This is a genomic window from Rhodoplanes sp. Z2-YC6860 (genome assembly GCF_001579845.1).
Classification (GTDB): domain Bacteria; phylum Pseudomonadota; class Alphaproteobacteria; order Rhizobiales; family Xanthobacteraceae; genus Z2-YC6860.
This window is the reverse complement of the sequence record NZ_CP007440.1, coordinates 6248977-6269320: the sequence shown is the minus strand read 5'-3', so window position 1 is coordinate 6269320 and position 20344 is coordinate 6248977. Positions and strand designations below refer to the sequence as shown.

Annotated in this window: 17 protein-coding genes; 9 read left to right on the top strand and 8 right to left on the bottom strand. The window is 62.5% G+C overall.

The features are described from left to right. Window positions 1–47: 47 nt before the first annotated feature. Together RHPLAN_RS29315 and RHPLAN_RS29310 are read right to left on the bottom strand one after the other, a co-directional pair. The gene (locus tag RHPLAN_RS29315; RefSeq protein ID WP_068025830.1) at window positions 48–1010 is read right to left on the bottom strand and encodes an NAD-dependent epimerase/dehydratase family protein; all 963 of its coding nucleotides are present in this window, start codon (window positions 1008–1010) and stop codon (window positions 48–50) included. A 10-nt stretch (window positions 1011–1020) separates the two neighbouring features. Beyond that, window positions 1021–1983: a Bug family tripartite tricarboxylate transporter substrate binding protein gene (locus RHPLAN_RS29310; RefSeq protein WP_068025828.1), complete on the bottom strand. Its 963-nt coding sequence runs from the start codon at window positions 1981–1983 to the stop codon at window positions 1021–1023. 139 nt (window positions 1984–2122) lie between these two features. Between RHPLAN_RS29310 and RHPLAN_RS29305 the strand changes: the two genes are divergently transcribed. Beyond that, window positions 2123–2845 (top strand): TetR family transcriptional regulator, encoded by a 723-nt coding sequence (locus RHPLAN_RS29305; RefSeq protein WP_068025826.1) that lies wholly within the window; start codon window positions 2123–2125, stop codon window positions 2843–2845. A 7-nt stretch (window positions 2846–2852) separates the two neighbouring features. Here the strand turns inward: RHPLAN_RS29305 and cofC are convergent, their stop codons facing one another. Further along, window positions 2853–3470, bottom strand: a complete 618-nt coding sequence (gene cofC, locus RHPLAN_RS29300) for a 2-phospho-L-lactate guanylyltransferase (RefSeq protein ID WP_068025823.1) — start codon at window positions 3468–3470, stop codon at window positions 2853–2855. Between the two features lie 452 nt (window positions 3471–3922). Here cofC and RHPLAN_RS29295 point away from each other — a divergent pair, with 452 nt between their 5' ends. Beyond that, complete coding sequence (locus RHPLAN_RS29295; protein WP_198164550.1) at window positions 3923–7951, top strand: PEP/pyruvate-binding domain-containing protein; 4029 nt, start codon at window positions 3923–3925, stop codon at window positions 7949–7951. A 24-nt stretch (window positions 7952–7975) separates the two neighbouring features. Here RHPLAN_RS29295 and RHPLAN_RS29290 read toward each other — a convergent pair whose 3' ends face one another. Next, entirely contained in the window at window positions 7976–8221 is a 246-nt protein-coding gene (locus RHPLAN_RS29290; RefSeq protein WP_157100575.1) for a hypothetical protein, read from the bottom strand. A gap of 277 nt (window positions 8222–8498) precedes the next feature. On the opposite strand from RHPLAN_RS29290, the gene RHPLAN_RS29285 reads away from it, so the two are divergent. From RHPLAN_RS29285 to RHPLAN_RS29275, 3 genes are all read left to right on the top strand, one after another. Beyond that, window positions 8499–9293, top strand: a complete 795-nt coding sequence (locus RHPLAN_RS29285; RefSeq protein ID WP_068025816.1) for a substrate-binding domain-containing protein — start codon at window positions 8499–8501, stop codon at window positions 9291–9293. A 6-nt stretch (window positions 9294–9299) separates the two neighbouring features. Next, complete coding sequence (locus RHPLAN_RS29280) at window positions 9300–11828, top strand: EAL domain-containing protein (RefSeq protein ID WP_068025814.1); 2529 nt, start codon at window positions 9300–9302, stop codon at window positions 11826–11828. A 75-nt stretch (window positions 11829–11903) separates the two neighbouring features. Further along, on the top strand, window positions 11904–12284 hold the full coding sequence (locus RHPLAN_RS29275) for a cupin domain-containing protein (RefSeq protein ID WP_068032004.1): 381 nt from the start codon (window positions 11904–11906) through the stop codon (window positions 12282–12284). Between the two features lie 164 nt (window positions 12285–12448). On the opposite strand, the gene RHPLAN_RS29270 is transcribed toward RHPLAN_RS29275, so the two are convergent. Continuing rightward, window positions 12449–13192, bottom strand: a complete 744-nt coding sequence (locus RHPLAN_RS29270; RefSeq protein WP_068032001.1) for a maleate cis-trans isomerase family protein — start codon at window positions 13190–13192, stop codon at window positions 12449–12451. 172 nt (window positions 13193–13364) lie between these two features. Between RHPLAN_RS29270 and RHPLAN_RS29265 the strand changes: the two genes are divergently transcribed. The 3 genes from RHPLAN_RS29265 to RHPLAN_RS29255 all read left to right on the top strand — a co-directional run bounded on the left by RHPLAN_RS29265 (window position 13365) and on the right by RHPLAN_RS29255 (window position 17155). Further along, a complete protein-coding gene (locus tag RHPLAN_RS29265; protein ID WP_084245832.1) occupies window positions 13365–13967 on the top strand; it encodes a MarR family winged helix-turn-helix transcriptional regulator in 603 nt (200 codons plus the stop codon). Between the two features lie 15 nt (window positions 13968–13982). Then, window positions 13983–15455: a 4-hydroxyphenylacetate 3-hydroxylase family protein gene (locus RHPLAN_RS29260; protein ID WP_068025809.1), complete on the top strand. Its 1473-nt coding sequence runs from the start codon at window positions 13983–13985 to the stop codon at window positions 15453–15455. An 857-nt stretch (window positions 15456–16312) separates the two neighbouring features. After that, entirely contained in the window at window positions 16313–17155 is an 843-nt protein-coding gene (locus RHPLAN_RS29255; protein ID WP_068025805.1) for a LysR family transcriptional regulator, read from the top strand. 82 nt (window positions 17156–17237) lie between these two features. Here RHPLAN_RS29255 and RHPLAN_RS29250 read toward each other — a convergent pair whose 3' ends face one another. The 3 genes from RHPLAN_RS29250 to RHPLAN_RS39820 form a co-directional block, all read right to left on the bottom strand. Then, on the bottom strand, window positions 17238–17549 hold the full coding sequence (locus RHPLAN_RS29250; RefSeq protein ID WP_068025803.1) for a hypothetical protein: 312 nt from the start codon (window positions 17547–17549) through the stop codon (window positions 17238–17240). Beyond that, the gene (locus RHPLAN_RS29245; protein WP_068025801.1) at window positions 17533–17733 is read right to left on the bottom strand and encodes a hypothetical protein; all 201 of its coding nucleotides are present in this window, start codon (window positions 17731–17733) and stop codon (window positions 17533–17535) included. Before RHPLAN_RS29245 ends, RHPLAN_RS29250 begins: the two co-directional genes overlap by 17 nt. 277 nt (window positions 17734–18010) lie before the next feature. Next, on the bottom strand, window positions 18011–19048 hold the full coding sequence (locus tag RHPLAN_RS39820) for a hypothetical protein (RefSeq protein WP_157100574.1): 1038 nt from the start codon (window positions 19046–19048) through the stop codon (window positions 18011–18013). A 238-nt stretch (window positions 19049–19286) separates the two neighbouring features. Between RHPLAN_RS39820 and RHPLAN_RS29235 the strand changes: the two genes are divergently transcribed. Further along, window positions 19287–20252, top strand: a complete 966-nt coding sequence (locus RHPLAN_RS29235; RefSeq protein ID WP_068025790.1) for a Bug family tripartite tricarboxylate transporter substrate binding protein — start codon at window positions 19287–19289, stop codon at window positions 20250–20252. Window positions 20253–20344 lie beyond the last annotated feature (92 nt).

The following is a 20344-nucleotide window of genomic DNA, read 5'->3' as shown; positions in this document are numbered from 1 at the left end:
TCCTCAGCATGAGGGCCGGGTTAGAGATGTTTTTGTTGCAGCATAACTCAGACGCCGAGCTGCTTCAGCGCCGCAAGATAGTCCGCGATGCCCTTTTCGAGATCGAATTCCGGTTTGTAGCCAAGTTCATCGCGAGCACGGGAAATGTCGTAGACCCCGGTCGCCGGATAGGCGAAGCCGTAGAAGTTCAAGCCGCCGCCGATTTCCATCTGGGCGTTCGGGATGTGCTTCTTGATGACGCGCTCGAAGTCGCGGAGCGTCACGCCGACCCCGGTGCCGATGTTGTAGACGCGGCTCTTCACCTTGTCAGCTGTGGTCGCGAGATAAATCCCGAGCGCGGAGTCCTTGTTGTAGATGAAGTCGTCCTTGTCATCGCCGCCCTGCTCGATCTTGAAGGGCAGGCCGTGCGCCGGGTTCTCGACGATGCGGCTCATCACCGCCATCGGACCGTGACGTGCGGTCTTGCCCGGGCCGTAGGTCGAGGCAAAGCGCAGCGACACCGTCTCGATGCCCATGTTGTCGTTGTAATAGGTGCAGACGTTCTCGCCCATGAACTTGGCCGAGTCGTAAATGCGCTTCGGCTTCGCCGGCAGGTCTTCCGACATCGGCTTCCAGGTCGGCGAGCCGTATTCGCCGGTCACCGGGCCGTAGACGCCTTTCGCCGACGTGAACACCACGCGCTTGACGCTGAGCGCACGCGCGGCCTCCAGTATGTTGACCAGGCCCATCACGTTGACCTGGATGCTGAGCGCCGGATTCCCCGCCGACACCGCGCCGACGAAGGCCGCCGCGTGCACCACGTGCGTCACCTGGTGCTTCTTGATCGCCTGCAGGATGCGCGGCATGTCGAGCACGTCGCCCTGCTCGAAGTCGATCTTGTCGAGGATGTCGCCGATCAGGCTGTCGTCGCGGTGGCGCGCGAACACGACAGGCTTGTGGCCTTCCTTGACGAATTTGCGCGTGGTCTCGGCGCCGATGACGCCCATGCCGCCGGTAATCAGAACTTTCATTTCGTCCTCGTTATTCGATCTTCACGCCGACCGATTTGATCAGGCCGCCCCAGTGCTTCAGGTCGCTCTGGATCAGCTTGCCGAAGTCCTGCGGGCTGAGGTCGACGCGTTGAAACGTGTTGGTCTTGAAGAAGTCCTTGGTTTCGGGGAGGTCGAGCGCCTTGGAAACGTCGGCGGCGATCTTCTTGAGCAACTCGGGCGGCATGTTCGGCGGTCCCCACATTCCGAACCAGATCGAGGTCTCGAAGCCCGGCACCGTTTCACCGATCGTCGGCATATCCGGCAGCGTCGGGACGCGCTTCTCGGTGGCCGCTGCTATCAGCCGAACCTTGCCGGCCTTGGCCTGCTCCTCGACGCTCGACAAGTTGAGCAACATCAGCTGCACCTCATTGGCAAGAAGGCCGTTGAGCGCGGGCGCGGCGCCTTTGTAAGGCACATGCTGCGCATCCAACCCTGTGCGCTGCTTGAGATCTTCCATGCTGAGCTGGGCATAGGTGCCGATGCCGAACGAGGCATAGCTGAGCTTGCCCGGATTGGCCTTGCTGTAGGCGACAAGCTCGCTCACCGTTTTCACAGGCAGCGACGGATTGACCATCAGCATTGGAGTGCCGCGGCACAACAGTGCGATCGGTGTGATGTTGTCCGGGCTGTAGATCAGTTTGGAGAACAGCGCCGGGTTCGCCGTGAAGGTGGAGTCGGGTGCAACGAGCAGTGTCAGCCCGTCGGCCGGCGAGCGTTCGACCGCTTGGGCGCCGACCCCGTAGTTGCCGCCCGGCCGGTTTTCGACCACGACCGACTGATTCCACATTTCCTGCAGACGCTGGCCGACGATGCGCGCCATCACGTCGGTGACGCCGCCGGCCGGCACCGGAACGATGAGCTTCACGGGTCCGCTCGGATAGTTCTGCGCGGAGGCTTGTGCTGCGCAGAGCGCAAGCACGAGGCCGAATGCAATTCGGATCAGGCTACCCATGACGTCCTCCCACGGCGGTTCTTCCTTGTCGGCCGGCTGCCATGCCGGTACTAATTAACTCGATAGTTAACTGGCGTCATGAACCGCTGTCAACGGGATGATCGTTGCGCGAGAGCGTCGCAGAAGGCATGGTTGCGCCATGAAATCCGGAAGACGCACGACTGTTTCGCAAAAGAGAGTCCGGCAAACGCGCAATGCCGATGCGACCCGGAAAAAAATTCTGGACGCAGCGCTGGTCGAATTCGGCGAACTTGGCCTTGCCGCAGGCAACACCGACGACATCGCGGCACGCTGCGGCGTCAACAAGCGGATGATCTACTACTACTTCGGCAGCAAGGAGGGGCTCTATCTCGCGGCACTGGAGTCAGTGTTCGAGAGGCTCGTCGCGCTCGAAAGGGAGATCGAGGTCGAGCATCTGGAGCCCGCAGCCGCGATCGAGACGATGATCAATCTCAAGATCGACTACTACCTCGACAATCCGCACTTCGTGTCGTTCCTGTCGATGGAAAACTTCCACAAGGCGCGCTACCTGCGGAAGTCGAAGAAGCTCGACATGTTCAAGACGCCGCTGACGGAAATCATCGGCCGCATCCTCAAGCGCGGCCAGAACAGCGGGCAATTCCGTAAGGACGTCGATCCGGTCGACTTCTACATTTCGATGTGCGCGCTGTGCATCATGTACTTCTCGAACCAGCACAGCTTGGGCGCGATCTTCGGTCGCGAGATGACGTCGGGCGCCGTCCTCGAGACGCGCAGGCGCACCGTGGTCGAGTTCGTGCTCAGTTATCTGCAGATGCCCGAGGCCGGAGCGGCGAGGGGTCCCACCCGAAAATTGGCCAACTACGCGTCGCTGGTATCCTGAAGAACGCTTACGCCCCGGCGTCCATCGGGATGCGCTGCTCCTTGGCGAAGCGACGATAGCTCTCCGGCGTGTCGAGATCGACCGCAAGGCCCGGCCTCCGCAGCACACGAACCGAAAGCTTTCGCGCCTTGGCGGCCGCGATATGCGCCTGAAAGCAGTCCGGCCCGAACTGGAAAAAGTCCGGATCGGGTGGCGCCAGCGCCAGCGCGTTGATGCTCTGCTCCTGCTCATCCGGCGCGAGCACGCAACCCGGCCCCTCGTTGATCGTGGCGCGCAGCGCCGCCACATCCGCGGTCGTGACATGGGGCAGGTCGGCCGACAGAATCACGATCGACCGCGCGCCACGCCCGGCGGCATGCCGGCAGCCAAGCGACAACGCCGGGTTCACGCCGCCGTCGGAATCCTCCAGGGTGTTCAGGCCCTGGCCGCGCATCAGCGCCAGCAGGAGCTGATCCTTGGTCACGACCAGGATGCGATCCGCCGGAAAGGTGCTGAGCGCGGCATCGAGGACCCGGCCGAACAGGCGGCGGCTCAAGGCTGCACGGGCATCGACGCCGAGCAGGTTCGACAATCGGATCTTGTCGGAGTGAAAGGATTTGGCGGGAATAATGACCCAGCAGTCCATACGCAACTGACCTTGAACACAGTATCCGTCCGCAGCGGGTAACAGCTCGAAGGTTAATTCTTACCTATCCTGAGCCATGCGAAGCCTTTCGTCGAGGGTATCCGGCTAGGCGGCGCTCCACCGACCGGCTTGCGACAGCGGTATCGCGTAACCTCTAATCGACTGGTGCCTCGAAGTAATTTCACAGCGAGTTTATGTTTTTCTACTGAGGGCAGACGGCCGTTAACTATAAATCGTAAGCACTCATTAACCTATACGGGTTAATACGGTTTAAGAATTACTATAATTTTGTTAAATTAACTTTTGAGGAACCATAAGGACTTGGTTTACGCGGCGATAAGATGCGAAATCGGCTGCAGTTGCCCAATCGGGCTGCAGCGGATCGCCGCCAGAAGCAGACACCTCCCGTTCCTCGACTTGGTTTTGGGCCACTCAGCCGAGGGTTAGTACTGATGCGTACTGTGAATGGGGGCCGGCGCACTGCCGGCAATGCTCTCTCAATGCTTGCCGCGGTCGGAGCGTTCGCGCTCTGGCTTGCCGGAACCAACCAGGCCTTCGCGATTCCATCGCCGGAACTGGTGGTCGGATCCTTTGTCAGCCTGTCTCAACTGTTCGCGTTGGCCTCGGCCATCCTGGGCGGTGGCGCGGCTTACGCGACGATGCGAGTGCGGCGGCGAGGGGGCTCTGCGGAGATGTCCCGCGGCCTTCTTTACACCGCGGGCGGGCTGTTCGCGGTCCTCGTCGTCTCGATCGGCGTCAACATCTATCAGTACGTGACCGACTCCAACGCGCGGCAGGCACGGCTTGAGGCGACGCTGACGAAGGCGATGCCCAAGGGCGCAGGCGGCAAGAGCCTCGATGCAAGCTTGAAAGAAGTCAGCTACGACGAGCAGCTCAGGAATCCACGCGGCATCAGCACCGAAGACATGGAGAAGGTGCTGGAGGCCAAGGCGCGTGGCGAATTGCCGAACACCTTCCTGCTCGACATCCGCGAGAGCGCGGAAACCGAGATGGGCACCATGCCGGGTGCCAAGATCGTCCGCTTCCCCGACGTGAAATCGTCCAACATCGATTTCAAGGGCAAGACTGCCTTGCTCTATTGCCACAACGGCAATCGCGGCTACGAGACTTGCCAGGCGCTCGCCGCCATGGGCATCGACTGCCGCTACCTGATCGGCGGCCTGGAGAAGTGGCTGGTCGAGAAGCGTCCTCTGACCGGCCTGCATGCGCGCACGCTTGACGATCTGCGCGCCGTGCCGAAGCACCGCAATCAGAGCGTTCTGCTCGATACGCCGCAGGTCCGCGAACTGATCCAGAACGAAGACGCGGTCTTCGTCGACGTCCGTTATCCGGGTGAGTTCGCCAATGACCGTCTCCCGGGCGCAATCAACCTGCCGATCCGGCCGACGCCGACCGAGGAGCTGAAGACCAAGATCGCGCAACTGCCGCACAAGCCGATCATCGTCCCGTGTTACGACCGCCGGAGCTGCTTCTTCGGCGAGGTGCTCGGGCTCGAGCTCGACCGCGCCGGTTTTGACTATCGCGGCCGCTACACGTTGCCCTGGGAATACACCGTCCCGAGCGAGCCGCGGCCTTACATCAAGGAATGGCTCGCCGAGGCCCACAAGAGCTGGTTCCAGAAGGGCGCCGAGGTGCTGGCGAGTGTGCTGTCACACGTCGCCGACCACATCGGGCTCATCCTGACGATCATCCTGCTGGCGTGTGTGTCACGGCTCCTGGTGCTGCCCTTTGCCGTCAAGGCCGAGCGCGACCAGATCCGTGCGCGTGATGCGGCCAGCGAGATGGACGACATCAAGCTGCGCTTCAAGGATGACCCGGCAGCGCGCGCCCGCGCCACCCGCGCCTTCTACAAGCGCCACAATATCACGCCGATCCGGAACCTCGTTGCGCTGCTGTTCCTGCCCATCATGGCGCTGGCCCTGGTGGCAGTGCAGTTGATCTCGGCGCAGGGCGGTCCGCTCGGCTGGATCCCGGACGTCGCGGGCCACGATCCGTATCTGATCCTGCCGCTTGCTTTCGGCGTGCTGATCACCGGCTATATCGATCTCGCCTTTGCCACCTCGTGGAAAAAGCGAATCGCGATCTGGGCGATTGCGCTGCCGGCGCTGACGGCGACCGGTGCGTTCCTGAGCGCCGCGGCGGATGTCTACCTCACCACCAGCGCCGTGCTGTTGATCGTGCAGCGGCTGTGGGTCACAGGCTTCTTCACGGCCCTCATCGAGCGCTGGCGCCGCGCCGGCACTCCGACCGGCGTCGTCGTGCTCGACGATGTCGCGCACCTGGACGGCTGCGGCAACAAGTCGTACCGGCTCGGCCGCATGCGTGCCGCCGGCTTGCCGGTGCCGGAAGGCCTGGTGCTGACGCCTGCGTTCCTGACGCACTTCGCCAAGGCCTCGCCGGCTGCGCGACAGAGTGATCTCGACTGGATCTGGCAGCGTCTCGGCAAGGTGAAGCTTGCGGTGCGCAGTTCTGCGGCCGGCGAAGACGGCGCCAACAACAGCTTCGCTGGCGTGTTCGACTCGCTGCTCAACATCGAACGCGACGGGCTTGAAGCCGCCATTGGCCAGGTCGAGTCGTCGTTTGCGACCGAACGGGCGTCGAGCTATCAGCTCACGTCCGGCGCCGGCAATGTTCTGGTCCAGCGCATGGTCGATGCCGAATACTCGGGCGTGCTGTTCACGCGCGATCCCTCGGCAAGCGGCCTCTCGATGATCGAGATGGTGAGCGGCACGGCGCAGGACCTGGTGTCCGGCACGACGCGGCCGCGCAGCTTCCGCTTCGGCCGCGTGACGAAGCAGCAGTTCAGCCCGGACCTCGCTCTCATCGACCTTCAGCCGCTGCTCGCGCTCGGCGACAAGGCCGAAGAGCTGTTCGGCCGGCCGCAGGACATCGAATGGACGTTCCGAGACGGCGGCTTCTTCATTGTGCAAAGCCGTGACATCACCCGCTCGGTGGCCGGCGATGCGGCCATGGTCGTGAAGCAGAACGACATCGGCCGCGTGATCGAGCGCGCCAAGGGCGCCAAGCCCGAGGAGATCGTGTTCGGCAAGAATGAGCTCTCCGAGATGCTGCCGCGGCCGACGCCGCTGTCGCTCTCGCTCATGGAGGCGCTGTGGGCCCCAGGCGGCAGCGTCGAGCTTGCGGCGCGCGAACTCGGTCTGCGCTACGCAGCTGACGAGCAATCGGCCTATCTGGTCACGATCCTCGGCCGGCTCTATGTCGACAAGCGCGTGGAACGTGCCTGCGGCCTCGCCATCGGCCCCCTCGCGGCGCGCAAGCTCTTGCGCACCGCCGATCGGATCGAGAGCGATTTCCGCGAGCATTTCCTGCCTCGCTTCCTCGATGAATGCCGGCTCGCCAGCGTGGCCGACTTCGAGAAGCTTGCGACCGCGGACCTCGTCGCCGAGATCCGGCGGCTGCACGATCGCTTCGTCCACGACACGCATGTGTCGGTCGACGTGATCAACATCTCGGCCGCGTTCTATCTCGACCGCGCCCGCAAGGTGCTCGAGGCCGACGGCGTCGATCCGTCGGCGATCCTGGGCCATATCCCGGAAACCTACGAGCATCATGCGCTCGCCGAAGCGACCGCTGCCGCCGCCAAGAGCCGGCGCTGGCTGCTGCTCAAGAACTTCGGCCATCGTGCCGTGCTCGACTACGAACTGGCCGAGCCGCGCTACGCCGAAGACATCAACACGCTCAACCGCATGATCGCGGGACGTGCTCCGGTTGACCGTGAGGCCGATCAGGACAACGCGCCTGCGCTCAACAAGGCGCAGTCGAAGCTGGTCGATGTGGCGCGGCGCTTCCAGACGCTCAAGGAGGACGCCAAGCATCATTCGCTCGGCGAGCTCGCGATCCTGCGTCGCGCCGTGCTGGTTCTCGACCGCCGCTTTGGTTTCGACGGTCGCGCCTTCCATCTGCGGTTCGACGAGCTGCTGAGCCTCAACGGCATCAACGCCGCGCAGCTTCGTGAGCTTGCCCAAGCGCGTGAGGCCGAGGCGCTGGCGATCAAGAAGCTGCCGTCGCTCGGCACCTCACTCACCGCGCACGACCTCGAGGCCGCGTCGGCTGGCGATCAGCACCAGTCCTACGGCCAAGGTGATGGCATCCGCGGCACGCACGTCGCGGGCAGCAAGGTGATCGAAGGCCGGGCGCGGGTCGTTTCCGAAGAGGATGCCGAACTCGGCAATCCGATCGAGGACTTCCAGGACGGCGACATCGTGGTCGCCACCATGGTCAATCCGGCGTGGCTGCCCTACTTCTCGCGCGCCGGTGGATTCGTCAGCGAGGTCGGCGGCTGGCTCAGCCACCCGGCGATCCTGGCCCGCGAATACGATGTGACGATGATCGTCGGCACCAACGGCATCGACAAGATCGCGGACGGCTGCCGGCTGCGGCTGCACACCGACGGCCGTGTCGAGGTCGTCGACGAGGCCGCGGCCCGGGCTGCTGCGTAAGACGGACGGGATTTAGCGTAAAAGCTACGAGCGGGCCGGCGGCAACGCCGGCCCGTCGGCGTTGAGGAGCGCGAGCGCCTCGCCGGTCATCGGGCATGATGCTGCAGTCTGGGCGGCTCTGAGTTCTTTTTCCGACACGGGCTTGCCGATGCCGTTCGCCATGGCCAGCACCGGCAGCAAAGCCAGCGCCACAATCGCCGCCGAATTCGGCCAGCCCATGCGTGTCAGTTCGAAGGTCATCGGCCTCGGATCGCCTGTGTTCTCTGCCAATCCAGGCATCCTAGGCAGGCCGGATGACGATTCAGTCTCGGGTTTTGTTCGAATTTTATCGATCGTCCGCCACTCGCATTCGTCGAAAGCCGGCGCTTCGTACAACCGTTAACGAGGTCTTTACGCTGATTGGAACACGGCGCCGGGAAATTCACATGTTTAGGCCGGAAGTAACGGCGGCCCCCTTACGTTCATAAATGTAGGAGAGGGTCACCTGCCGGATGACAACAAGGGTAACGTCGGCTGACTTGAAATAGGGAAATTTGGGGATCGTGCGATGAAGTTGAAGCCGACAGCCTATGCGACGCGTCTGCGCCGACTGCTGTTTGCCGTCGTGGCCATGAATGCAGTGGCCGCGCTGTCGTCGACCATCGCCGCCGAGCCGCTCATCCTGCAGGGTTCGACCACGTTCAATCGCCGCGTCATGGAGCCGTTCGAGGCGACGATCGAGGCGAAATCCGGCCAGGACATCACCGTGATTCCGAACCGGACCATGCTCGGCATCATCGCGCTGCTGGAAGGCCGCGCCCATATGGCGATGATCTCGGCGCCGCTCGAAAGCGAGGTCGCGAGACTGAAGAAGGCGATGCCCGGTCTCGACTATCAGCGCCTGCAGGCCTTCGAAATCGCCAGCACGCGTGCTGCGTTCGTCGTCCATCCGACGAATGCCGTGCGGAAGGCGACGCGCGAGCAGATCAAGAAAGTTCTCACCGGTGAGATCACCGATTGGAGCGCGCTGGGTGGCAAGCCCGGAATGATCCGTCTCGCGGCGGTGGGCGGCGGCGGCGGTGTGATCACGGCCGCGGAGGCCGAACTGCTCGACGGCAAGGCGGTGAGCAATCCGAACGTTCTGTACGTCCGGACGGCTCTGCAGTTGATCTCGGTCGTCGAGCAGGAAGCCAACGTGCTCGGCGTGGCGCAGCTTTCTCTCGCGAAGCAGCGCGGCCTGCCGGAGCTCATGACCGACGTTCCCGTTGAACAGACGCTCAGTCTCGTGACGTTGGGCAACCCGACGCCTGCGATGCAGGCTGTGATCGATGCCGCACGTCAGGCCGTCGACAAAACGATGTGAGTCTGGATGACGGGCGACCGACCCGAGAGTAAGCGCAGGTTCCGCGGGCCGGGTGGCAGCATAGCGGCGAAGCTCTATTTCTTCGCCTTTCTGTCCCTGCTCGCGGTCGGCTCGCTGTCGATTGCATCGATCTATTTTTCCCGCGCCACCGAAAGCGCCGCACACCGCCTCTATGGCGACAGCTTCCTCGGTGTGATCAATTCGACGCGGCTCGAGCTTCTGCTCGCCAACCACCGGCGTATCGTCGAAAGCATGCCGCCCGAGGTGGATCGCGACCGCCTCTATGCGGACCGGCTGGAGCTCGAGGAGATCCGGGGCAAGCTCCTGGCGCTGATGACGGAGATCGGCGAAAAGAACCGCAAGAACGAGATCACGAAGGACGATGCCGTTTCGCTGGAGCACCGCATCGGCGACAGCCTGCCGGCGCTGTTCCAGGCCGCCGATCAGGTGTTCTTCTACGCCAACGAATTCGCGCAGGATAAAGCGGTCGAGCAGTCCAACGAATACGCCTACGTCGCCGACGGCGTCGAGCGCATGATCAAGGAGCACCGCGGCCTGCGCATGCAGGAGGCGCAGCAGGCCATCGACTTCGTCACCAAGACGGCGAAGGCACTGATGGCGTGGGTGCTGATCAGCGCACTCGTCGCGATCATACTGATCGGCCCGATCGGGCTCACCACCATGCACCGCGCGTTGTCGCGGCTTGGCCGGATCACGCAGGCCATGATCAAGCTTGCGAGCAACGACACTGCGAGCGAGGTGCCGTCGCGCAACGACCGCGACGAGGTCGGCGAGATGGCGCGCGCCGTCGAGGTGTTCAAGGATAACGCAATCCAGCTCATCGCCCGTGAGGTCGAGCTCAAACAGCTTAACCGCCGGGTCGACATCGCGCTGAACAACATGACGCACGGGCTCTGCATGTTCGATGCCGAGCACAACCTGATCGTCTGCAACAAGACCTACGTGCAGATGTATGCGCTGACGCCGGAGCTGTCGGTGCCCGGCACGGCGCTCTCGGCGATCGACGCATATCGCGCGACGATCGGCAACGGCGCGCTTATCAATCCGGAGCAGGTCGCGGCCGAGAGCGCGATTGCGACGCGCGAGGCCTCTGCCTTCACCCAGGAGCTGATGGACGGCCGCATCGTCGCGGTGTCGCAGCGGCCGATGCAGGACGGCGGCTGGGTCGCGGTGCACGAGGACATCACCGAGCGTCGTCGCGCCGAGGCCAAGATCGCCCATCTGGCACGTCACGACATGCTGACCAATCTGCCGAACCGCGTGCTGTTCCGCGAGCAGCTCGAGACCGAGTTCGGCCGCATCCAGGGCAGCCGCGGGTTTGCGGTGCACTGCCTCGACCTCGACCACTTCAAGGACGTCAACGACACGCTCGGCCATCCGGTCGGCGACGAGCTTCTGAAGCTCGTGGCGGCTCGTCTGATCGAGGTGGTGCCGAAGTCGGACTTCATCGCCCGAATCGGCGGCGACGAGTTCGCCGTGGTGCAGACCGACGTGACGAAGCCCGAGCAGTGCAGCCTGCTTGCCTCGCGGATCGTCGAGCGCATCAGCGAGCCCTACGACATCGACGGCCGGCACATCGTCATCGGCACCAGCATCGGCATCGCGATCGCGCCCGGCGACGGCACCAACCCCGACATCCTGCTCAAGAACGCCGACATGGCGCTCTACCTCGCCAAGGGAGAGGGCCGCGGCACCCATCGCTTCTTCGAGCGCGAGATGGACAAGCGGATCCAGGCACGCCGCTCGCTCGAACTCGATCTGCGCAAGGCCATCACCAACGGCGAGTTCGAGCTCTACTACCAGCCGATCATCAACCTGCAGACCGGCAAGGTCGCCTGCTTCGAGGCGCTGCTGCGCTGGAATCATCCGGAGCGTGGCCAGATCTCGCCGCTCGACTTCATCCCGCTCGCCGAGGAGACCGGCCTGATCCTGCCGCTCGGCGAATGGGTGCTGCGCACCGCCTGCCTGCAGGCCGTCAGGTGGCCGAAGCCGATCTGTGTCGCCGTCAACCTTTCGGCGACGCAGTTCAAGGGCCGCAACATCGTCCAGATCACGGTGAACGCGCTCGCGACCTCGGGCCTTGCCGCAGACCGGCTGGACCTCGAGATCACCGAGTCGGTGCTGCTCCAGGACGAGGCCAACACGCTTGCGATCCTGCACCAGCTCCGCGAGATCGGCGTGCAGATCTCGATGGACGATTTCGGCACCGGCTATTCGTCGCTGGCCTATCTGCGGAACTTCCCGTTCGACCGTATCAAGATCGACCGCTCCTTCGTCCGCGACATGCTGGTGCGGAAGGACTGCCGCGCCATCGTCCGCGCCGTGGTGGGGCTTGCCCGGAGCCTGGGCATCACCACGATCATCGAGGGTATCGAGACCAAGGAGCAGCTCGAGACGGCGCAGGCCGACGGCTGCGATCTCGGCCAGGGCTATATGTTCAGCAAGCCGATGCCGGAGCGCGAGGTCGCAGGCTTCATCGCCAAACGCGCGCAGACGGCCGCCGCGGCCGCATAACTGCCCTGCTTTTACTCCGCCAACTCGGTTGATATGGTGGCCGCCGAAAAACAGGCTTTCGGCAAGGAGTCCACCATGGGTTACAATAAGGGTCACCAGGAGTTTGAGGCCATCAATATGAAGGAGGGCTTTCATACGGTGCCAGGCTATCCCTGGGGCTTTTCCGAGAAGATTCTGGCGGGCTCGCTCGACGAGAAGAACAAGGTCGGCAACCGCACCCGCATCCTGAAGATCGAGCCGGGCGCATTCTCGACCGTGCCGTTCGTGCACGAATACTGGGAAGAGGTGTACCTGGTGTCGGGCGATCTGGTCTGCGGCAGCGACGCCCAGGGCAAGGGCGGCGAGTCCTTCACCGGCCCGACCTACTGCGTGCGCCCGCCGGGCGTCTATCACGGCCCGTTCACGTCCAAGAACGGCTGCCTGCTTCTCGAGACGCACTACTTCGTGCCGGAGTAAGGGCCTCACGGGCTCTCGATCCGTCATCCTGAGGTGCTCGCCCGCAGGGCGAGCCTCGAAGGATGCGGCCACGCTGTCCCGGGCCGTCGCCCTTCGAGGCTCGTTACGCTCGCGCCTCAGGGTGACGGAGATAGAGCATAGTCGCGTCGGAAACGACTGCGGCCCTAGTGCTTCAACAGCAGTGACCCGAACCCGTCGATCGGGTCCTTGATGCCGTTCTGGCGCAGCGCCCACCAGTAGATGCAGGTGTTGATCGCCAGCACCGGCTTGTCGAGCCAGAACTCGGCGATGCCGGCAAGCCGCGCCATCGCCAGATTGGTGCCGACCTGGATGATGGCGTCGACGTCGGGCCCGTTCACCTCGATGATGGCGTCGCGCAGTTCCTGCTCCGACACATGCGCGATCTTGACCGGGCTCTGGCACTTCAGCCCCTTCAGCCGCACGATCTCGAAGCCGCAGTCCTCGAAGAAGCGCCGCACCTGGCCGTCGCCGACCGGCATGTACGGCGTGATCACGCCGAGCCGCTTCGCGCCGTAGAGCTTCAACGCCTGCTGCGAGGCATCCGAGCCCATGCAGACCTTGACGCCGGCGCGCTCCTCGACCCGCTTCTGCAGGATCTGGCTGCCTTCGAGGCCGTCCCAGAACGTCTCCGATGACATGCCCATGACCAGGTAGTCGGGCTCGCAGGTCATCACCCGGTCGACGGTTTCCATCATCGACGTGCGGATGTTGACCATCAATTGGTTGAAATCGTCGTCGTTGTGGATCGGATCGTTCGGGATCGAGATGCGCCCGAAATGATTGGTGACGCCGCGCGGCGCCATGGCGTCGAATTCGGGCTGCACCGAGGTGTTGGTGGAGGGCGCGATCACCGCGAATTTGCGGCGGAAACCAAGTGAGTCGGTCATCGGTGCTTTTGTCCCGTCGTGCTGGAAATGGCCTGCGACCCAACCGTAGAGCGCCTGGCTCGACATGCCAATTGTCGGAAAGCGCAGGGCAAGAATGCAGGAAAAATGCCATTTCCGGCGATTGACTACATAACTAACTTAGGTAAGTATGTGATGTATCTGGAGACGAAAAATGGCGATGGTGCGCCTCAAGCGTCCAGCGACCGTAGCGGCGGATGCGGCTGAAGCCCGCGAGAGCCTGCCGCTCAGCGTCACGCGTCCCGAAGTCCTTCTCGATGGCACCGACCGCGAATTCCGCCGCCTCATCCACCGGATGCTGATCGGACAAGCGCGGCTCGACGCGATCCGCGAAGGCATCGCCGGGCGCGTCGGCGTCAGCGGCACGCAATATCACATGCTGATGTCGGTGCTGCACCTGCAGGGCACGAGCGGAGTCTCGATCGGCGCGCTCGCCGAGTATCTCGAAGTCACCGGTCCGCATGTCACCGGCATCATTGGCAAGCTCGTCGCCGGAGGCTTCGTGCGCAAGGCCCAGAATCCGAACGACGGGCGCGGCGTGCTGGTGAAGCTCACGCCGGCCGGGCGCAAGAAGCTGCTGCAGGCTTTCGAATTCATCGCCGCCGTCAACGACCGGCTTTTCGATGGTGTCGGCCGCGAGGAGTATCGCGCTGTCGCGAACTTCCAGGCGAGATTCATGCGCAACTCGCAAGCGACCCTGGATTGGATCGCCCGGCAGCCGGGCAGTCCCGATCGTTCGCACGAGGACGAATTCTAACGAGGAGTTGGTGTCATGCTGCGTACCGGCAAGGAGCATTTGGAATCGCTGCGCGACGGCCGCGTGGTCTATGTCGGCGGCGAGCGTATCGACGACGTCACCCGCCATCCCTGGTTCCGCGAGGCGGCGCGCACGGTCGCGGGCCTCTATGACCTGAAAGCCGATCCGGCCAACCGCGACATCCTGACCTACGAGGAGGAGGGCCACCGCCACTCGATCTATTTCATGCGGCCCAAGACGCGCGACGACCTGCAGCGCCGGATGGAGGGCCACAAGAAGATTGCCGAATTCACCTACGGCATGTTCGGCCGCTCGCCGGATCACGTCGCCTCGTTCGTCACCGGCATGGCGATGAACCCGTCCGCGCTGCCCGCGCCCCATGCGTTTGCCGACAATCTCCTCAACTATCACCGCCACATCCGCGACAACGACGTCTACGTGGTCTATGCGGTGCTGCCGCCGCAGGCCGCGCGCAATCCGGAGTTCTACGTCAAGAAGAACATCCCGGTGCCGAGCCTGCGCGTTGTCCGCGAGGATGACGACGGCGTCGTGATCTCCGGCATGAAGATGCTCGCGACCGGCGCGCTCTACGCCAATGAGATCTGGATCGGCAACGTCATTCCGCTTGCGCCCGACCAGAAGAAGGAGGCGATCACCTGCGCGATCCCATGCAACGCGCCGGGCCTGACGCTGTGGTCGCGCAAGCCCGCCGCGGTCGGGCTCACCTCGGAGTTCGATTCGCCCTTGGCGTGGCGCTACGACGAAAGCGACAGCATGCTGATGTGCAACGAAGTGAAGGTGCCCTGGAAGAAGGTGTTCGTGCACGACGATGCGCTGCTCGCCCGCGACATCTACGTGAAGTCGCCGAGCCACGCCTTCGGCAATCACCAGTCCAACGTGCGCTACTGGGCCAAGATGCGGCTGCTGCTCGGGCTTTGCAGCCGCATTGCCAACGCGACCGGCGCCGATCAGGTGCCGGCAGTGCGCGAGAAGCTCGGCGAGATGGCGGCGATAGAGGCGACCATTGCGGGCCTGGTGCACGGCCAGATCAACGCCTTCGAGCGCTGGCCCGAAGGATACGTCTGCTTCAACCGCCGCATCATGTATGCGGGCCTCGAATGGTGCACGCAGAACTACAGCCGCTTCATCGACGAATTGCGCACGCTGTGCGGCGGCGGCGTGTTCCAGATGCCGGCCGATGTGTCGGTGCTGGACAATCCGGAACTGGCGAGAGAGTTCGACACCTATTGGCAGACGCCGCAGGCGGATTCCCTGACGCGCATGAAGCTGTTCAAGCTGGCCTGGGATATGACCGGCTCGGAGTTCGCCGGCCGCCATCTGCAATACGAGAAATTCTATGCGGGGGCGTCGTTCATCATCCGCAACCATTCGTATCGCGAGACCGACTGGGCGGCGTTCAACGGATTGGTGGACGGGCTGATGGCGAGCTACGGCGTGCCGGACAAGGGCAAGCAGGCCGCGGAGTGAGTTTGTCACCGCGAGCGTAGGCGAGCCGGGAGAGGGCTCTTTCTGTCTGGCAGCCCTCTCCCCCCTCGCATTCGCTCGGGACCCTCTCCCGCAAGCGGGAGAGGGGACCAAATCGCACCAGCGCGTCATATGCGATTGCCCTGCCCCTCCAGGGGGCGTGCTGCACCAGTTCGGCTTCATATTCTGATTCAATTTTCAAACAGCCCGCGCTCGCGCGCGTCGTCTCAGCAATGGTACAAGCGTGATTCATCGGCCCCTTATCATTCGGCGCGGGGCCAGCGCCTCTCTCTTTTTCCTTCCCCTCACAGAGTGAGGGAGCGGAGCGCCGAGACGGCGCAGATATCTGGGCGCTTTGCGAGGGCGCCCGCGGACCTTTGCGATCAGGTCCGCTCGCCTCCCGGCGCTCCACTTGTGGCGATTTATTGCGAGGCCACCGTTCGAGATTCGATCGGACCGGCTGGGCTTTCACCCACCATGCTCCAGGGGGCATTTGCGCCCGCTTTCACCCGACCGCGCCCTGCCACTGAAGGCGGCCCCCTCATCGGGGACGGACAATGACCTCACACCCTGGGACGTGGTCACGAGCCACGCCTGCAGGCGCCACACCCCGCTCCGCCAAATAGACGTCTCTAGATGACGCCCTCAGTGAACGAGGCAAATCAGAACTTATAAGGAACAAATACGTGCGTCGATAACACGGTGATGTCGGCGTGACAGGTCCCATTCGTTGCATTTCACGACTCATGAAATTCATAGGTCATTAAAAACTCGATTTTTTGCAAAGTCCTGAAGCGGTGACGAAATGATGATTTACAACGCTGGAACCGCGGTCAGTATCCCGCATCGGGAGACACCGGATGCAGCGACGTTACGAGTCGGAGAACATTCCGATCGAGGTGCTTCGCTCATTCGTGACCATCCTCGACACGGGGAGCTTCACGAAAGCCGCAACCGTTCTCGGATTGACCCAATCTGCCATCAGCGCCCAGGTGAAGCGCCTGCAAAGGCTCCTGGGAGACGAACTGTTCGTCAAAGGCGTGACGAATGTCACGCTCACCGAGAGGGGGAATTTCGCCAGCGAACGCGCCAGACGGATCCTGGCGCTCAACGACGAATTGATCTCCAAATCCACCGGCATCCGGCTCGGGCTTCCCACGCTGCACGGAGGCTCGCTCCTTCGCGGGATTCTGCGGCACTGCAAGAAGGCCAATCTCGATGTGCACTTCTACTGCGACAGCATCCCGACGCTTCGCAAGCGGTTCGAGGCAGGCCAACTCGATATCATTCTCGATCTTTCATCCGACCCGTGGCCGGATGCCGAAGCGAGCTGGACGGATCCGGTCGCGTGGGTGTCCGCGCAAGAACTCGCTCTCAGTCCGGTCCTCCCTTTCGTCAGCTGGCCGGGCTCGCCTCTTCAGGACATTGCGTTGCGAGCGCTCAATCAGTCCCCGCTGCGTTATGAAGTGGCGGTTGTGGCTTCCGATCTTCCCAGCCAGCTTGAAGCCGTTACGGCGGGTCTGGGCTGTGCCGTTGTGCCGGTGAGAGGCGTCCCGAAAGACCTGAAAATCCGCCGCGATCATTTCCTGCCGAAGTTGCCGCCGATGCACGTCGGGATTCGGCTCAACCGCGATCTCGATGGCCCGGAAATGGATGCCGTGATCTCATGTCTGAAGGCTGGGGCCGAGCCGGCCGGCGAGTAGCGTCCAGCGAGTAGCGTCCAGATGGGGACCGTGCAGGACTGCGGCGCGGAAGCATCGACGAGAGCGCGTTCTCTTCGATGCGTCAGCGATGCTTTGGGTGCGCATCCAGGAATTCGCCGGCACCGGCCTTGGCTTCGTGCCATTCCTTGCGGAATTCCTCCGCGCTCTGGTTGTTTGCGCGTTGCTCCGGCGGCCAGCTTTTCAGTTCTTCGTCCGCTGACTCAACGGCATCAGCGCCGCTCAGATAAAGCCTCCAGAGAATTTCGTGATGTTCGTCGGACGCGCTGCAGCCATCCCACGTGTCTATGACAACCCCGGTCACCGAGGTGAGGCGGTCATGATACATGTCGAGCCAATTGAGGAAGGCTTCTTCGTTGTCAGGGCCGTTTGCCACGGGTGAACCCTTTGGAGATCTGCGCCTTCAGCCGCTCGTTCTCCTCGACGAGGAACTGGTTGGCGATCAGCGTGATGCGAAGCGCGTGGACCACATCCCCACCGGCAAGCTCGATGGCCTGGTGCACGTCGTCATCCGTGGCCTTGGCCTGCTCATCGAGATACGCCCGTAACTGCTGATTCATAAGGGGGTGAGCTCGATTAAGTTGGCCGCCTACGATAAGAACGAATAGAGAACAATATCCGGCTTGAAAGTCAAGCCGGAACTCGCACGGACGACGTTTGGGTTGGCCGTCCGGCAGGTCCTCAAGAAGAAACCACCCGACGAATGAGAAGATCGCCCAACTCTGCCGTGATCGGGCGGATTGGTGCAGGCAAACGGCAACCCGGAAGCGTGAAGCGCGCGGGCAACGTGCTCCGCGCGCTTGCATAGCCGAGATCACCGCGGATGCCTCTTAGCTTCTATTGCGGGACGAGCAGGATAGACGGAGCCGTCCCATCCGGAGCAATCAATGTGGCTTTCGCCGTGCCGCCACCGCTCGATGCGCTGCTGCTCGCTGTCGCCGCGGTCGATCCTGCTTGCGCCATCGCCGAGAGGGTCGCGACAGTGAAGTTCACAAATTTCTGGGCAGTCTTTCGGCTCGTATAAAATTTATAGTGACCAGCATGTCCCAAAAGCACGTCGTCGGGCAACGGAGCACGAACCGGATTGGGCTGTGAACCTGCGACATCCTCCCAGCGCAGCCACGCACCTTCTAAATTTTCATTGATGGTTCTGTACCTGCGATGTGTCGTCTTGGAATATCGCACACACACGATGCAGCCTTTATTTCTCAGATAGTACGGATCGTCGGCTTGATTGGTGTAGCTCTCGGTGGTTGCGCCATGAGATATCGTGCTTTGGGTCGTGCCGCCTGCCGTCGCACATACAGTTGAATCCGAATCCTTCGGCGGAGGAGAGCCTGGCTTCGTCGGATCAAAAGGAATGTTGTTGCCACCGGCATCCACCAGACAACGAGGCGTCGAGACAGAAACGCTCCGTTGCACGGGAGGAAAGTTCTCTAAGAACTGCGCGACCCCGTCCGACTCTTCGGACCACTCCACCGCGTACCTGTACAAAGCTTGTAGGCGCTTCATGCGTTCTGGATCGGTCACCGGGGCAAACGACCAGCTTTGGTTCCAAGAATCTGAAGCGGAAAGCTGCAGGGATTTTGCGGCGGTTGCATTGCCGAAGGTTGGATTGAGAACAGTAATATTTGATGCGCTCAAGCTCTTGCTCAAGGGCAGGGTTAGATTCGGGGTGATTGAATTTGAAGTGGTGGCGTTGCCTGACGATACGGTTACCTGGGCCGGTACGGCCGCAGGATTGTCGATGAAGCTCGCGAAATTATAAAGAACTTGCTGTGTCACGAGATCGTTTGTCGTTGATGCAAGATCCAAGGTGTTGAAGTTGAGTTGGGTGCTCGCACATCCGACAAGAAAAAGAGCATGCAAAAGCACCGCGGAATTCCGCGTTACGTGTACCCACAGGACCATTAATCCCCCTCAGGCCCCCGGCATAACGCTAGTTTGTATTTTTAAGAGATGCAACCATTGCGTTTGAAATGGGAGGCCTTCGCAAGGCAAAGTGGGGAGGGTGAGTTGTCGGGTTCAGCGGGCGATCAAATCGCCGGATGCTCTTGAGCGCCAGCGCGGATTTTTGTGTGATGGCGTCTTAATTTGTTTTGGAGCTTCGCGGATGAAATGGGGCATCGCCGCTATCGCGCTCACTGTGGTCTTTGGCGCGGGCTTCACGACGGCGCAAGCACAGAACTATCCATCCAAACCGGTCCGGGTGATCATGTCGTCGAGTGCCGGCGGCACCAGCGATATCTTCATGTGGGTGCTGGCGGACGAATTGCATAAGCGGATCGGGCAACCGTTCATCCTCGAGAACAGGCCGGGCGGATCGTTCAACATCGGCGCGCGCGCCTGCGCGGAGGCAGCGCCCGACGGCTACACGGTCTGCATGATGTCGGCGGAGCCCGTGGCGTTCAATCAATACCTGTTCAAGACGTTGCCGTTCGATCCGACGGCCTTCGTGCCGATCACCCAGTTTTTCTATCTGACGCAGATGATGGTCGTGAGCGCGGAGCTCAACGTCAGGACGATTCCCGAACTGGTCGCGCTGTCGAAGGCGAAGCCCGGGACGCTGAGCTACGCCACCGCCGCGGTCCCCACCGGCGTCTTTCTCGAACGCTGGAAGACCGTCGCCGGCATCGACATGGTGCGGGTTCCTTTCCGTGGCGGCGGCGAAGCGGTTACCTCGCTGCTCAACGGCGCGACGCCAGTCGGCTTCTATGGAATTGCGAATCTGCGCGAGCTTCTGGAAGGCGGCAAGCTCCATGGGTTGATGGTCGACAGCCTGAAGCGCTCGCCGCTTTATCCGGACATCCCGACCATCGAACAGGCCACGGGGCTGACCTTCAACGGACGGTCCTGGTTCGGGCTGTTCGCGCCTCCGGGCACGCCGGCAACGATTACGCAGCGGCTGCAGGTTGAGATCGCGCAGATTTTTGCGCGGGACGATTTCAGCAAAAAGCACATGATCGAGCGCGGACTCGAGCCGGTCGCCAGCACGCCGGAGGAGTTCGGCCGCTTCGTCAACAGGGATCGCGTGTGGTCGGAGCAGATCATCAAGGACTCCGGACTGCAGCCGCAGTAGCCATGGCAGGCTTTGTCCACGGCACGACCTGAGGCAATGCAGAGAGAGAGGAACAAACGTGAGGGCGTTGCAATTTTCGGCCTACGGCGGAC

Bases quoted from the DNA above. Each gene is read 5' to 3' on its own strand.
- RHPLAN_RS29315 (WP_068025830.1), bottom strand. From the start codon at position 1,010: ATGAAAGTTCTGATTACCGGCGGCATGGGCGTCATCGGCGCCGAGACC.
- RHPLAN_RS29310 (WP_068025828.1), bottom strand. From the start codon at position 1,983: ATGGGTAGCCTGATCCGAATTGCATTCGGCCTCGTGCTTGCGCTCTGC.
- RHPLAN_RS29305 (WP_068025826.1), top strand. From the start codon at position 2,123: ATGAAATCCGGAAGACGCACGACTGTTTCGCAAAAGAGAGTCCGGCAA.
- cofC (WP_068025823.1), bottom strand. From the start codon at position 3,470: ATGGACTGCTGGGTCATTATTCCCGCCAAATCCTTTCACTCCGACAAG.
- RHPLAN_RS29295 (WP_198164550.1), top strand. From the start codon at position 3,923: ATGCGTACTGTGAATGGGGGCCGGCGCACTGCCGGCAATGCTCTCTCA.
- RHPLAN_RS29285 (WP_068025816.1), top strand. From the start codon at position 8,499: ATGAAGTTGAAGCCGACAGCCTATGCGACGCGTCTGCGCCGACTGCTG.
- RHPLAN_RS29280 (WP_068025814.1), top strand. From the start codon at position 9,300: ATGACGGGCGACCGACCCGAGAGTAAGCGCAGGTTCCGCGGGCCGGGT.
- RHPLAN_RS29275 (WP_068032004.1), top strand. From the start codon at position 11,904: ATGGGTTACAATAAGGGTCACCAGGAGTTTGAGGCCATCAATATGAAG.
- RHPLAN_RS29270 (WP_068032001.1), bottom strand. From the start codon at position 13,192: ATGACCGACTCACTTGGTTTCCGCCGCAAATTCGCGGTGATCGCGCCC.
- RHPLAN_RS29265 (WP_084245832.1), top strand. From the start codon at position 13,365: ATGGCGATGGTGCGCCTCAAGCGTCCAGCGACCGTAGCGGCGGATGCG.
- RHPLAN_RS29260 (WP_068025809.1), top strand. From the start codon at position 13,983: ATGCTGCGTACCGGCAAGGAGCATTTGGAATCGCTGCGCGACGGCCGC.
- RHPLAN_RS29255 (WP_068025805.1), top strand. From the start codon at position 16,313: ATGCAGCGACGTTACGAGTCGGAGAACATTCCGATCGAGGTGCTTCGC.
- RHPLAN_RS29245 (WP_068025801.1), bottom strand. From the start codon at position 17,733: ATGAATCAGCAGTTACGGGCGTATCTCGATGAGCAGGCCAAGGCCACG.
- RHPLAN_RS29235 (WP_068025790.1), top strand. From the start codon at position 19,287: ATGAAATGGGGCATCGCCGCTATCGCGCTCACTGTGGTCTTTGGCGCG.